Origin of the sequence: Phenylobacterium sp., from assembly GCF_031181185.1 — a bacterium.
Lineage (GTDB): Bacteria > Pseudomonadota > Alphaproteobacteria > Caulobacterales > Caulobacteraceae > Phenylobacterium.
Genome location: NZ_JAPSKZ010000102.1, coordinates 1 through 13,063, shown reverse-complemented (window position 1 = coordinate 13,063; position 13,063 = coordinate 1). Strand labels below are relative to the sequence as shown.

At 70.5% G+C, this 13,063-nt stretch carries 15 protein-coding genes; 8 read left to right on the top strand and 7 right to left on the bottom strand.

Annotated elements, in window-relative coordinates:
- Nucleotides 1-509: DEAD/DEAH box helicase (locus RIF93_RS13195; RefSeq protein ID WP_309091915.1), on the bottom strand; the 509-nt coding region annotated here is incomplete at its 3' end.
- Nucleotides 510-593: 84 nt separating this feature from the next.
- Complete coding sequence (locus tag RIF93_RS13190) at nucleotides 594-2,333, bottom strand: amidohydrolase family protein (protein WP_309091914.1); 1,740 nt, start codon at nucleotides 2,331-2,333, stop codon at nucleotides 594-596.
- A 147-nt stretch (nucleotides 2,334-2,480) separates the two neighbouring features.
- On the opposite strand from RIF93_RS13190, the gene RIF93_RS13185 reads away from it, so the two are divergent.
- Nucleotides 2,481-2,606 (top strand): hypothetical protein, encoded by a 126-nt coding sequence (locus tag RIF93_RS13185; protein WP_309091913.1) that lies wholly within the window; start codon nucleotides 2,481-2,483, stop codon nucleotides 2,604-2,606.
- Here RIF93_RS13185 and RIF93_RS13180 read toward each other — a convergent pair.
- Nucleotides 2,603-3,061, bottom strand: coding sequence for a hypothetical protein (locus RIF93_RS13180; protein WP_309091912.1), 459 nt, complete (start codon nucleotides 3,059-3,061; stop codon nucleotides 2,603-2,605). The two genes, RIF93_RS13185 and RIF93_RS13180, sit on opposite strands and share 4 nt — an antisense overlap.
- A 100-nt stretch (nucleotides 3,062-3,161) precedes the next feature.
- Here RIF93_RS13180 and RIF93_RS13175 point away from each other — a divergent pair, with 100 nt between their 5' ends.
- From RIF93_RS13175 to RIF93_RS13155, 5 genes are all read left to right on the top strand, one after another.
- The gene (locus RIF93_RS13175) at nucleotides 3,162-4,289 is read left to right on the top strand and encodes a DNA cytosine methyltransferase (RefSeq protein WP_309091911.1); all 1,128 of its coding nucleotides are present in this window, start codon (nucleotides 3,162-3,164) and stop codon (nucleotides 4,287-4,289) included.
- A gap of 98 nt (nucleotides 4,290-4,387) precedes the next feature.
- A complete protein-coding gene (gene cysK, locus RIF93_RS13170; protein WP_309091910.1) occupies nucleotides 4,388-5,377 on the top strand; it encodes a cysteine synthase A in 990 nt (329 codons plus the stop codon).
- A complete protein-coding gene (locus RIF93_RS13165) occupies nucleotides 5,374-5,787 on the top strand; it encodes a DNA mismatch endonuclease Vsr (protein ID WP_309091909.1) in 414 nt (137 codons plus the stop codon). The genes cysK and RIF93_RS13165 overlap by 4 nt, the downstream gene beginning before the upstream one ends.
- A 25-nt stretch (nucleotides 5,788-5,812) precedes the next feature.
- The gene (locus RIF93_RS13160) at nucleotides 5,813-6,379 is read left to right on the top strand and encodes an XRE family transcriptional regulator (protein ID WP_309091908.1); all 567 of its coding nucleotides are present in this window, start codon (nucleotides 5,813-5,815) and stop codon (nucleotides 6,377-6,379) included.
- Nucleotides 6,376-6,879: a GNAT family N-acetyltransferase gene (locus tag RIF93_RS13155; protein WP_309091907.1), complete on the top strand. Its 504-nt coding sequence runs from the start codon at nucleotides 6,376-6,378 to the stop codon at nucleotides 6,877-6,879. Before RIF93_RS13160 ends, RIF93_RS13155 begins: the two co-directional genes overlap by 4 nt.
- On the opposite strand, the gene RIF93_RS13150 is transcribed toward RIF93_RS13155, so the two are convergent.
- The 3 genes from RIF93_RS13150 to RIF93_RS13140 are packed head-to-tail and all read right to left on the bottom strand — an operon-like array spanning nucleotide 6,876 to nucleotide 9,687.
- Complete coding sequence (locus RIF93_RS13150; protein WP_309091906.1) at nucleotides 6,876-7,358, bottom strand: OsmC family protein; 483 nt, start codon at nucleotides 7,356-7,358, stop codon at nucleotides 6,876-6,878. The two genes, RIF93_RS13155 and RIF93_RS13150, sit on opposite strands and share 4 nt — an antisense overlap.
- Before the next feature lie 10 nt (nucleotides 7,359-7,368).
- Nucleotides 7,369-9,156 carry an acyl-CoA dehydrogenase C-terminal domain-containing protein gene (locus RIF93_RS13145; protein ID WP_309091905.1) on the bottom strand — a complete coding sequence of 596 codons (1,788 nt, stop codon included), beginning with the start codon at nucleotides 9,154-9,156 and terminating at the stop codon, nucleotides 7,369-7,371.
- A gap of 60 nt (nucleotides 9,157-9,216) precedes the next feature.
- On the bottom strand, nucleotides 9,217-9,687 hold the full coding sequence (locus tag RIF93_RS13140; protein ID WP_309091904.1) for a MerR family DNA-binding transcriptional regulator: 471 nt from the start codon (nucleotides 9,685-9,687) through the stop codon (nucleotides 9,217-9,219).
- 299 nt (nucleotides 9,688-9,986) lie between these two features.
- On the opposite strand from RIF93_RS13140, the gene RIF93_RS13135 reads away from it, so the two are divergent.
- Entirely contained in the window at nucleotides 9,987-10,361 is a 375-nt protein-coding gene (locus RIF93_RS13135; protein WP_309091903.1) for a MerC domain-containing protein, read from the top strand.
- Nucleotides 10,362-10,367: 6 nt separating this feature from the next.
- Here RIF93_RS13135 and RIF93_RS13130 read toward each other — a convergent pair whose 3' ends face one another.
- Entirely contained in the window at nucleotides 10,368-12,047 is a 1,680-nt protein-coding gene (locus tag RIF93_RS13130) for a lysine--tRNA ligase (protein WP_309091902.1), read from the bottom strand.
- Nucleotides 12,048-12,141: 94 nt separating this feature from the next.
- On the opposite strand from RIF93_RS13130, the gene RIF93_RS13125 reads away from it, so the two are divergent.
- The coding region (locus RIF93_RS13125) for a TonB-dependent receptor plug domain-containing protein (protein WP_375163879.1) at nucleotides 12,142-13,063 on the top strand (922 nt) is incomplete at its 3' end.

Sequence of the window (13,063 nt, the reverse complement as noted above, 5' to 3'; positions counted from 1 at the left end):
GCCAGCCGCGGCACGTCGGGGAACAGCTCGGCCAGCCGCCCCAGCATCCGGTACTCGGGCCGGAAGTCATGGCCCCACTGGCTCACGCAGTGGGCCTCGTCGATCGCGATCAGCGCCAGCGGCGTGCGGCTCAGCCGGTCCAGCATGGTCGGCTGCATCAGCCCTTCCGGTGAGACGTACAGCAGGTCCAGTTCGCCGCGCTCGATCCGCCGCCAGGTCTCGGTGCGCTCGTGCAGGTCGATGTTGGAGTCCAGCCGCGCGGCGGCCACGCCGGACTGCTGCAGCGCCGCCACCTGATCGGTCATCAGGGCGATCAGCGGCGAGACCACCAGGCCCAGACCGGCTCGCACCAGGCTCGGGATCTGGTAGCACAGGCTCTTGCCGCCGCCGGTCGGCAGCACCGCCATGGCGCTGCGCCCGGCCAGCACCTCGGCGATCACGTCCGCCTGCAGACCCCGGAAGTCCTGGTGCCCGAAGGTGCGCCGCAGGATCTCGCGCGCTTCCTCCATCGGTTCGACCAGGGCGTTGGCGCGGGCGTGCATCGCGCCCTTATGACTCGAATCGCCTGGAGGTCGATGCGACCTTTGCCTGCGCTACTCCGCCGCCATCGCCCGCGGCGCCGCCTGCGCCCCGCGCAGCAGCCGCCCCGGCAGCGCGCCCGTGGGCTCGCCGTCGCGGTAGGTGACCTGGCCCGCCACGACCGTCGCCACATAGCCGTCCGCGCGCTGGATCAGCCTGCGTCCGCCCGCCGGCAGGTCGTAGGCCACCTGCGGCGCGTGCAGCTTCAGGCGGCCGTAGTCGATGACGTTCAGGTCCGCGCGGTAGCCGGGCGCGATCAGGCCACGGTCCAGCAGGCCCACCGTCTCGGCCGTGTCGCGCGTCTGGGCCTTGACCATCCGCTCGAGCGGCAGCTTCGGCCCCCGCGTGCGGTCGCGCGTCCAGTGGGTGAGGTTCGACGTCGGGAAGCTGCCGTCGCAGATCATGCCTACGTGCGCCCCGCCGTCCGAGAGCCCCGGCACGCAGTCGGGATGGGTCAGCATCTCGTAGGCGGGGTCCAGGTTGTGCCAGGCGTAGTTCAGGAACGGCAGATACAACATGCCCCGCCCGCCGTGGCTCAGCATGTGGTCCAGCGCCACCTCGGCCGGGTCGCGGCCGGCGCGGGCGGCGATCGCCTCCACCGTCTGGTCGGACGTGGGCTCGTAGTCGGGCGCCTCGGCCATCAGGAACATGTTGTGCCAGGCCCGCGGCTGGGAGCCGGCGAAGCCGCGCACCGCCGCGCTCTCCTCGGCCAGCAGGCGGGCCCGGAACGCCGGGTCGCGCAGCCGCTCGACCTTGCCGGCCAGCGGCAGGTCGCGGATCTCGCGATAGGCCTCGTGCTGGCTGAAGGGGTTCATGGTCAGCTCGAAGCCGAACAGCACGCCCACCGGCCGTCCCGCCACCTGCGCCCGGATCGGCAGGCCGTCGGCGTTGGCCTGCGAGAGCCAGTCCAGCATCATCGGATAGGTGTCCGGCGCGCGCGGGCTCTGCACCAGGCTGAACGACAGCGGCCGGCCCGAGCGCTGGACGATCCGGCGCAGCATGGCCAGCTCCTCGGCCGGGTCGGCGAAGTCCGACACCACCTGCAGCACGCCCTTCCCGGCGGCCGCCAGCCCCAGGGCGATGCCGGTCAGCTCGTCCTCGCCTGCCGTCAGCGTGGGGGTCGGCTGCCCGTCCGAAGTGCGGTGGTTCAGCGTCCGCGAGGTTGAGAAGCCCAGCGCGCCGGCCTCGGCCGCCCGACGGGCAATCGCGGCCATGGCGTGGATGTCGGCCTCGGTCGCGGGCTCGCGGTTCGCGCCGCGCTCGCCCATGACATAGACCCTGAGCGCCGCGTGCGGCAGCTGGCTGCCGATGTCGATGTCGAAGCGCCGCTGCTCCAGGGCGTCCAGATAGTCGGGATAGCTTTCCCAGTTCCACGGCAGGCCCTGGCTCAGCACCGGGAACGGGATGTCCTCGACCCCTTCCATCAGCCGGATCAGCCGGTCGTGATCCTCGGGCCGGCAAGGCGCGAAGCCCACGCCGCAGTTGCCCATCACCACGGTGGTCACGCCATGCCAGGACGAGGGCTGCATGTGCGTGTCCCAGGTGGCCTGGCCGTCGTAGTGGGTGTGGATGTCCACGAAGCCCGGCGTCACCAGCAGGCCGCGGGCGTCGATCTCCTCGGCCCCGGCGCCGGCCAGCTTGCCGACCGCGGCGACGCGGCCGTCCTTCACGCCGACGTCGGCCTCGTAGGTCGGGGCGCCGGACCCGTCCGCCAGCGTTCCGCCGCGGACCACCAGGTCGAAGGCCTTTTCCATGGCCGATCCTCCCTTGAGGCGTCTGAAGGCGCCGTTGCCGGCATTTAGCCCGCCGGACGCTGGGTCAGGTCAAGCGAATGTGGGGCTGGGCCGTAGGAACCTCAGAGTTCCCAACGGGTTGCTGCTGCCGGACGAGGAAGAATTCCCATGCCGCTCAAAGCGCTCGTGGCCGCCGTCGCGGCCCTGGCCATCGCCGTCGGTTTCACCCTGCCGGGCCGGCTGGGGGACCAGGCCGAGGCCCGGTCGCAGATCCCGATGCTCGAACTGGGCTAGCCCCCGCCCGCGCGCGGTAGCTCGGCCGTCTTGGCCGCGCAGCCCCGGAACGTCTCGGCCCCCAGCTCCACCTCGGCTGTCATCGGGTACTTCAGGTCGCTCATCCCGTCCGAGCACTCGCTGACGTACAGTGTGACCTTCATCACCGCACCGTCCGCCCGCCGGGCCTCCCAGGTGGCGCGGCCGGGGATCACCGTCGCTCCAGGCGCCTCGAACACCGCCTCCGGTTGGTCCGGGCGCTGCAGGGTGAACCTGGTCCCGTCGATCCGCACGGCCCAGAACGGCTCGGTGCCGCGGGCCGTCATCGGCTGGCTGAAGTCGCTGACCGTCGGGCCGGGCGGCATGGCGCTGTTCACCGTGGCGGGCGCCTCCTGCGTCTTGGGCGGCGGCGCTTCGTCGGCATTCGGCTGACAGGCGCAGAGCAGAAGGGCGGCGAGCGGGAGGAGGTGTCTCATCCCGCCACCAAACCCTTCATCCTGGCCGCCCGCAAGCGCGGTTCTATACCTGGCGTCGCAGGGGAGATCGCACGGCGGCAAATCAGGCTAGGCTCGATGCGTGGGCGCGACACCCTTCAGCTTCTACGAATTCTTCGCCGGCGGCGGCATGGCCCGCATCGGCCTGGGCGGACGTTGGGCCTGCGCCTTCGCCAACGACTTCGATCCGGTGAAGGCCGCCACCTACCGCGCCAACTTCCCCGACGCGGCCGAGCATTTCCACGAGGGCGACGTCTGGAAGCTGACGCCCGCCGACCTGCCGGGCCGGGCTGATCTCGCCTGGGCCTCCAGCCCCTGCCAGGATTTCAGCCTCGCCGGCGCCCGTGCGGGGCTGGAGGGCGGCCGATCCTCGGCCTTCTTCGGCTTCTGGCGGCTGATGCAGGACCTAAGCGCCGAAGGCCGTGCGCCACGGCTGGTGGTGATCGAGAACGTCGTGGGCCTGCTCACCTCGCGCGGCGGGGCCGACTTCGCCGCCCTGGGCGAGGCGCTGGCGGCCCAGGGCTATGTGTTCGGCGCGCTCGAGATCGACGCCGCCCACCTCCTGCCGCAGTCGCGGCCCCGCGTCTTCGTCGTGGCCTGCCGCCACCGGCCGCCGCCGGGGCTGGCCGGCGACAGCCCGTTCCACACCCGCGCCGTGCGCGCCGCCCACGCGGCTCTGCCCGAGGCGCTGAAGGCCTCGTGGGTCTGGTGGCGCCTGGCCGCCCCGCCGGCCCGCAACACCGACCTCGCCGCCCTGCTGGAGCCGGACGACGCCGTCGCCTGGCGATCCGAGGCGGAGACCGACCGGCTTCTGTCGCTGATGGCCCCGATCCACCGCGCCCGGCTGGAGGCCCAGCGCGGCCGCGCCGTGGGCGCCGTCTTCCGCCGCACGCGGATCGAGGATGGTCGGCGCGTGCAGCGCGCGGAGGTTCGCTTCGACGGCCTTGCCGGTTGCCTGCGCACCCCGCGCGGCGGCTCGTCCCGCCAGACGCTGGTGGTGGTCGAGGACGGCCGTGTGCGCAGCCGTCTCGTCAGCCCCCGCGAAGCCGCCCGGCTGATGGGCCTGCCCGACAGCTACGTCCTGCCGGGTCCCGCCACCGCGGCCCTGCACGTGACCGGCGACGGGGTGGCCGCGCCCGTGGTCCGCTGGCTGGCCCAGGAGCTGCTGGAGCCGCTGCTCGCGCCGGCGGCCGTGCTCGCCGCCGAGTAAATCTAAAGGCGCTACCAAGCGCGGCGCCTTCCAATATGCCGCAGAAGTCCTAGGTTCTCAGGCCAGCTCCCAAGCTTCCAGACGCCAGAGATCCCCAAATGGACGCCACCCCCGACAAGGTCTACGACGCCGCCCGCTTCCGCCGCGCGGGCCGGGGCAAGATCTACGACTCCATCCTCGACACGGTGGGCGACACGCCCCTGGTTCGCCTGCCGCACCTGACCGAGGCGCTGAAGCCCAAGGCCGAGGTCGTCGCCAAGCTGGAGTTCTTCAATCCCGTCGCCTCGGTGAAGGATCGGATCGGCGTGGCCATGGTCGAGTACCTCGAGGCCAAGGGCGTGCTGAAGCCGGGCGGGACGATCATCGAGCCCACGTCAGGCAACACCGGCATCGCGCTCGCCTTCGTGGCCGCCGCCAAGGGCTACAAGCTCACCCTCGTCATGCCCGAGAGCATGTCGATCGAACGCCGCAAGATGCTGGTCATCCTGGGCGCCAAGCTCGAGCTCACCCCGGCCGAGAAGGGCATGGCGGGCGCCGTGGCCCGCGCCCGCGAGCTCGTCGACGCCACGCCCGGCGCGGTCATGCCCCAGCAGTTCGACAACGTCGCCAACCCGCTGATCCACCGCGTCTCCACGGCCGAGGAGATCTGGAACGACACCGAGGGCCGCGTCGACGTGGTGATCTCGGGCGTCGGCACCGGCGGCACCATCACCGGCGTCGGCCAGGTGCTGAAGGCCCGCAAGCCGTCGGTGAAGATGGTCGCCGTCGAGCCCGAGGCCTCGCCGGTGCTGTCCGGCGGCAGTCCGGGGCCGCACAAGATCCAGGGCATCGGCGCGGGCTTCGTGCCCTCGATCGTCGACCGCAGCGTCATCGACGAGATCGTCCAGGTTTCCAACGACGATAGCTTCGCCATGGCGCGCCGCGCGGCGGCCGAAGAGGGCATCCCGGTCGGCATCTCCTCGGGCGCAGCCCTGACCGCGGCCTTCGAGGTCGCCAAGCGCGACGACATGGCTGGCAAGCTGGTCGTGGCGATCGTGCCCAGCTTCGCCGAGCGCTACATCTCGACGGCGCTGTTCGAGGGGCTTTGACCTCGGACGTCTACGGCCCGGAGAAGCGCTCCGCCGTCATGCGGCGGGTGAAGGGCAAGGACACCAGCCCTGAGATGACGGTGCGCCGGGCGCTGACGCGGCTCGGCGCCCGCTACCGGCTGCATCGCAAGGACCTGCCCGGCAACCCTGACATCGTTATGCCGGGGCGGCGGCTCGCGCTCTTCGTCCACGGCTGCTTCTGGCACGGCCACGACTGCGCCCGCGGCGCCCGGGTGCCCAAGCAGAACCGCGACTACTGGACCGCCAAAGTCGGCCGCAACGTCGTCCGCGACGCCAGGAGCCGCACCGAGCTGGAAGCGCAGGGCTGGCGGGTCGAGACGATCTGGGAATGCGAGCTCAAGGATGCGGTCGCTCTCGACGGCCGTCTTCGCGCGCTGCTTGACGGCTGACGCGGCCGTCCACCATAGTGGACAAATGGAGACTATAGTGATCGACCCGACGCCGCGGCTGTCGGAGAGGATCAGGCTGGAACGCGAGGCGCGGGGGTGGAGCCAGGGCGAACTCGCCCAGCGCTCCGATGTGTCCAAGGCGATGATCAGCAAGATCGAGCGCGGCGAGGCCAGTCCGACGGCGGCGCTGCTCGCCAAGCTCTCCGGCGCCTTCGAGCTCACCTTGGCCGCGCTGCTGACGCGGGCCGAAGCCGATGGCGGACGCAAGGTCGCCGCCGCCGACCAGCCCCGCTGGCGCGACCCCGGTACGGGGTACCTGCGCCGCCAAGTATTCGCGCGCGGCGACCACCCGGTGGAGCTGGTGCAGGTGGAGCTGCCGCCCGGCGCGACGGTCGAACTGCCAGCCGCCTCCTACGCGTTCATCCGACAGGTGGTCTGGCTGATCGGCGGCAAGCTTACGATCCGCGAAGGCGCTCAGGAGACCGCCCTTTCCCCGGGCGATTCCTACGCCTTCGGCCCTCCGGCCGAGTCCGCGTTCGTCAATCCGGGCGCAGAGCCCGCAGTCTATCTCGTAGCGGTGGCGCGCCGATGAAAGCCACGATCCAGCCCCTCGACGGCGCCGCCGTCCCGCGCCTGGCCGAGATTCTCCGCGAGACGGTGTCCGCCGGCGGCTCGGTCCACTTCATGGATCCCGTGCCCCAAGGCGGAGCCGAGGCCTACTGGTCCGCCGCCGTCGCCGATCCCGGGCGGATCGTGCTGGGCGCCTTCGTGGACGGCCGGCTCGAGGGCACCGTCACCCTCTGGCTCGACACGCCTCCCAACCAGCCGTTCCGGGGAGAGGTCTGGAAGCTGATGGTGGCCCCCGCCGCTCGCGGCCAGGGCCTCGCCCGGGCCCTGATGATCGAGGCGGAGCGGCTGGCGAAGGCGCACGGCCGCACGTTGCTCAACCTGGACACCGCGATCGAGGGCGGCGCGTCAGAACTGTACGAGAGCCTCGGCTGGACCCGGGCCGGCGTGATCCCCGACTATGCCTACAAGCCGAAAGGCGGCCTGGTCGGCACGGCGATCTACTACAAGCGGCTGACGGCCTAGGCGGCGGCAGATTCGACCTCTTCCACCACCACCTCGGTCTTCACCGAATTGGCGATGAAGCACTCCTCGTGCGCTTCGTGGTGCAGCGCGTGGGCCTCCTCGCGGGTTGGCCGGCGGCCTTCGTAGGTGATCTCGGGTCGCAGCGTGACGCGGGTGACCGCCATGCGGCCCTCGTCGTTCTTCTCCATCACGCCCACCGCCTCGTCGCGGTAGCGGGTGACCACGAAGCCCTTCAGCCGCGCCATGTGCAGGAAGGTCAGCATGTGGCAGTTCGAGAGCGCGGCGACGAACATCTCCTCCGGGTCCACCGCGCCCGGCGCCGCCCACTTGCTGCCCACCACGTGCGCCGAGGCCGTCGCCGGCACCACATGCTGCGCGAAGCTCACGGTATGGCCGCGGCTGTAGCGGCCCTTCAGGAACTCCTCCGGCCCCGCGCCAGCTTCGAGGGACCATTCGATCGTCGCGCGGTAGCTGGCCATGGGGTCTCCGTCAGAAGGCGTCGGCGGGAAGCTTCATCATCAGATCGGCGCCGGCTTTCAGCTTGGCAAGATGGCCGCCGGTCTCGGGCAGGATGCGCTCGACGTAGTAGCGGCCCACGACCAGCTTGCGCTCGTAGAACGGGTCCGCCTTGCCGGCGGCGATCTTCGCCTGCGCCGCCTTGGCCATCATCGCCCACATGTAGGCCAGCGCCGTCAGACCGAAGAGCTGCAGGTAATCGGTCGAGGCCGCGCCGGCGTTGTCCGGATTGGCCAGGCCGTTCTGCATCAGCCACATGGTGGCCTCCTGCAGCTCGCCCTTGGCCCGCGCCACGCCGTCGATGAACGGCTTCAGTTCGGCGTCGCCTTCGTTCTCGGCGACGAACTGGTCCAGCTCGGCGAAGAAGCTCATCACCGCCCGGCCGCCGTCGGCCGCCAGCTTGCGGCCCACCAGGTCCAGCGCCTGGACCCCGTTCGTGCCCTCGTAGATCAGGGCGATGCGCACGTCGCGCAGGTACTGGCTGACGGGGAAGTGCTCGGTGAAGCCCGAGCCGCCGTGCACCTGCATGGCGTCCGAGCAGACCTTAAAGCCGCGGTCGGTCAGGAACGCCTTCACCACGGGCGTCATCAGGGCCATGTAGTCGCGGCCCTTCTGGCGGACGGCCTCGTCGGGGCTGGCGTGCGCCAGGTCGCCGTGCAGCGCCGTCCAGGCCATGAACGCCCGGCCGCCTTCGACGATGGCGCGGGCGTCCAGCAGCATCCGCCGCACGTCGGGGTGCACGATGATCGGGTCGGCGGGGCCGTCCGGGTTCTTCGGGCCGGTCAGCGAGCGGCCCTGCAGGCGGTCCTTGGCGAACTCGGCGGCGGCCTGGTAGGCGGCCTCGGCCTGGGCGATCCCCTGCAGGCCGACGCCCAGCCGGGCCTCGTTCATCATCACGAACATCAGGGCCAGGCCCCGGTTCTCCTCGCCGATCAGCCAGCCGGTCGCCTCCTCGTGGCTGATCACGCAGGTGGCGTTGCCGTGGATGCCCATCTTCTCTTCGAGCCCCAGGCACTTCACCGAATTGCGCTGGCCCGGGTTGCCGTCGGCGTCGGGGATGAACTTCGGCACGATGAACAGGCTGATGCCGCGGGTGCCCTGCGGCGCGCCCTCGATGCGGGCCAGCACCAGGTGGACGATGTTCTCGGTCAGGTCCTGCTCGCCGCCCGAGATCCAGATCTTCTGGCCCGTGATCTTGTAGGTGCCGTCAGCTTGCGGGACCGCCTTGGTGCGCAGCAGGCCCAAGTCCGTGCCGCAATGCGGCTCGGTCAGGTTCATGGTGCCGGCCCACTGGAACGAGGCCAGCTTCGGCAGGTACAGCGCCTTCTGTTCGTCCGAGCCGCCCACGTGGATCGCCGAATAGGCGCCGTGCGTCAGGCCCGGGTACATCGAGAAGGCCATGTTCGCCGAGGAGCTCATCTCGGAGAACGCCACATTGACCACGTGCGGCAGGCCCTGGCCGCCGTAGGCCGGGTCCGAGCCCAGGGCGGGCCAGCCGGCCTCCACCAGCTGGCGGTAAGCCGCCTTGAAGCCGGTGGGCGTCTTGACCGAGAAGTCCGGGCTCCAGGTGCAGCCCTCCTTGTCGCCCACCGCGTTCAGCGGCGCGAGCACCTCGGAGGTGAACTTGCCGGCCTCCTCGAGGATGGCGTCCACCGTATCCATCGAGGCGTCGGCGAAGGCCGGCAGGTTGGCGTGGCGTTCGAGCTGCAGGACGTCGCGCAGCAGGAACTGATAGTCCCGCACGGGGGCCTGGTAGGGCATGGTCGCTCCGAACTTGGCTGAGGCGGCGGTGATAGCTTCCGCCGCCCGCCGAATCCAGGGTTACGCGTGCTCCAGGTCGTCCAGCCGCCGGCGCAGCACCTGGTCGTAGTCCGCGGCCCGGGGCAGCAGGTCCGGCCGGGTTTCGGCCAGGCGCTTCTCCATGTCGGAGATGCCCTTTTGCAGCTGGGCGATGGCGGCGTCGATGTCCTGCTTCTGCTGTTCCAGGGCGACGATGCGCTCCTTGAACTTGCGCAGGCTCTTGGCCGCCTGGGCGGCGCCGGACTCGTCGGCCTCGTACAGGTCCAGGATCTCGCCGATCTCGGCCAGCGACAGGCCCACGCGCTTCCCCCGCAGGATCAGCTGCAGGCGGGCGCGGTCACGGTAGGAATAGACGCGGTTCATGCCGTCGCGGGCGGGAGTCAGCAGGCCCTTGTCCTCGTAGAAACGCAGCGCGCGCGGCGTGCATTTGAATTCGAGGCAGAGCTGCCGGATCGTGTAGGTCCGGGCCGGGCGGCGCAGGTCGTGGGGCATGGGTCTTCCTCCCTCAAGCGCTCATTTTGCCTGAAGAGCTAAGGCCCGCTTTACGTTTACGTCAAGGACATCTGATCGCCGATAAGTCACGCTGCTGACGCAGGGTGAGCGCGACCCTCGCGCGCGGGATAGGGCTCCGCGCCGCCCTGGACCCGCAAGCGCCTGACGAGGGACTTGCGGCCCTGCGGTGTTATAACATAACAGTACCGTTCGTCAGGAGATGAGGATCGCCGATGACGTTACGCCCCGCGGGCGGACGTCATCGCGGCCGAGCCGGTCTGCTTCACGGAGACACCATCATGAAGTCCGCGGCCCCTCTGCTGGACCTTTCGGCGATCAGCCTGTCCGGCCTCTGCATCCTCCATTGCCTGGCGCTGCCGTTCGCCGCCGTGGCGCTCCCCATCCTGGGCGGCCTGGCCGAAGCGGAGTGGGCGCACGCCGCCTTTGTCGCCGCCGCCGCGCCGATCGCCGCCGCTGCCCTCATCGACTGGCGTGGGGGCTCAACGGCGTGGTCCTTGGTGGCCGCCGCGGCCCTGGGGCTCGGCCTGATGGGCGCCGGCGCGGCGGGGTGGCCGACCGAAGCGGCCGAGACTCCGCTGACGGTGGCGGGCGGCGTGATCCTGGCCTTTGCGCACGCCGCGAACTGGCGCCGCCGTCACCAGGCTCCCCGCTGAAGCGGCTCAGGCCGTCAGCTCGCCCCTGAGCCCGCGTTCGATCAGGTCGATGGTGCGGTCGACGCCGAAGATGGCCACGAACGAGCCGAACCGCGGGCCCTGGCTCTGGCCCAGCAGCACCTCGTACAGGGCGGCGAACCACAGGCGCAGCGGCTCGAAGCCGGCGGCCTTGCCCACCTCGAAGACCTCATTCTGGATCGCCTCGGCGTCGGCGCTCGCCGGAAGCGCCTTCAGCCGCGCGACCAGGTCCTCCATGGCCGCGCGCTCCTGGTCGGTGGGGGCGCGGAATGTCTTCGAGGGCTTCACGAAGTCCTCGTAGTAGTTCAGCGCGTAACCCGCGAGCTTGTCGAGCAGCGGCTCGCTCTCCGGCGTCGCGCCGGGGATGTAGCGCTCCAGGAAGCCCCAGAGGATCTCCTTGGTCGAGGCGTCCGCCGCCGACACCAGGTTCAGGAGCAGGCTGAAGCTGACGGGCGAGCCGCGCTCGGGCGGGCCCCCCCGATGGACGTGCCACGCCGGATTGTCGATCGGCGCGCGGTTCTCGCCCTCGCTGCGCGCGCGGTTCAGCGCGTCGAGGTGACTCAGGTACTCGTCCGTGGCCTTCGGGATCACGTCGAAATACAGGCGCTTGGCCGACTTCGGGCTCTGGAACATGTAGTAGGTCAGGCTCTCGGGCGCGCCATAGCGCAGCCATTCCTCAATGGTCAGGCCGTTGCCCTTGGACTTCGAGATCTTCTGGTTGTTCTCATCCATGAAGAGCTCGAAGTGGAAGGCCTCCGGCGGCTCGCCGCCCAGCGCCTTCACGATCTTGTTCGACACGCGCACACTGTCGACCAGGTCCTTGCCCGAAGCCTCGAAGTCGACCTCCAGCGCGGTCCAGCGGGCCGCCCAGTCTGGGCGCCATTGCAGCTTCACATGGCCGCCGGTCACCGGCGTCTCCACCCGCTCGCCGTCCTCGTCGGCGAAGACGATGGTTCCCTTCTTGACGTTGCGCTCCAGGGTCGGGACCTGCAGCACCCGGCCCGTCTTGGGGCTGATCGGCAGGAACGGCGAATAGGTGGCTCGCCGCTCTTCGCCCAGGGTCGGCAGCATGACGCCCATGACGGTGTCGAAACGCTCGAGGATGCGTAGCAGAACGTCGTCGAACCGGCCGGACCTGTAGGTCTCGGTCGAGCTCATGAAGGTGTAGTCGAAGCCGAAGCCGTCCAGGAAGGCGCGCAGCCGGGCGTTGTTGTGATGCCCGAAGCTCTCGTATTCGCCGAACGGGTCACGCACCGAGGTGACCGGCTTGTCGCGATCCTCCTCCAGCATCTCCCGGTTGGGCACGTTGTCGGGGATCTTCCGCAGGCCGTCCATGTCGTCGGAGAAGACGATCAGCTGCGTCGGGATGGCGTCCTCGGTCAGCGCCCGGAATGCGTTGCGCACGATGGTCGGCCGTGTCGCCTCGCCGAAGGTGCCCAGGTGCGGCAGGCCCGAGGCGCCGTAGCCGCACTGGAAGACCACGGGCTTGCCCAGAGCCGGGAACGTCGCCACGGCGTCGTCGAACTTGCCCTGGGCGAACAGCGCGCGCGCCGCGTCGCGCTCGGCGTCGCTCAGGCGCAGGCGCAGGACGCGGTCCAGCAGGATGCGGGCCTGTTCGAAGGGCCAGCTCTTGGCGTCGCGCGCCTGGTGGGAAAGTCCTTGCAGCATGGCGGGCGGCCTACCGCCCGCGACCGCTGGGCTCAAGCGGTTTCGGCGCTTGAGCCTCGTCGCACGACCGTCGCGGACGCGTCGCCGGCCTGTCATGGGCCGCCCCTATGCACCGCCCCAACCAAGAAGCTGGGGGTCTGCCATGTCATCCAAGTTCCAAGTCCGCCGCAGCCGGCGGGGTGAAGCCCTGCTGTCGGCGTCCGCCGCTGTGCTGGTCCTCGCGCTCGCTGGAACGGCGCACGCCGACGAGGCGGCGCCTGAGGTGGAGGAGATCGTCGTCACCGGCCAGCGCGAGGCCCAGCGCGCCGCCATCGCGGTGAAGCGCGAGAGCTTCGAGGTGGTGGACGCCGTCTCGGCCGACGACATCGGCAAGCTGCCCGACCACAACACCGCCGCCGCGCTTCGCCGCATCCCGGGCGTGTCGGTGATGGAAGACCAGGGCGAGCCGCGCTTCCCAAGCCTTCGGGGCCTGCGCTCCACCTACAACCGCACGACCATCGACGGCGCGGTGGTCGCCTCGGTCGACGAGAGCGGCCGCACCGTTCCCATGGACATCGTGCCCTCGGTGATGGCCGGCCGGCTCGAGGTGGTGAAGACCGTGACGCCCGAGCACGACGCCAACGCCATCGGCGGCATCGTCAACGTCACGACGCGCAGCGCCTTCGACGCCAATCGGCGGTTCTTCAACGGCATCGCCTCGTACGGCCACTACGAGCGCAGCGGCGACGTCCGCAACGACAAGGCCTCGTACCGCCTGGCCTTCGCCGCCGGCGGCCGCTTCGGCGCCGACGAGGAATGGGGCGTCGTCATCGGCGCCTCCCACGAGCAGCTGGACTACGACATCCCGCAAGTGGAGACCCAGGACCCCTCCTGGCGCGAGTACAGCACCGCCGGCGCGCCGGTCCCCTCCGGCTCGGGCAACGGCATCCAGGTGCCGGCCTTCCAGCGCCTGTTCTGGTACAACAACACCAAGCAGCGCAGCGGGGTGAACGCCAAGGTCGAGTACCGGCCGACCG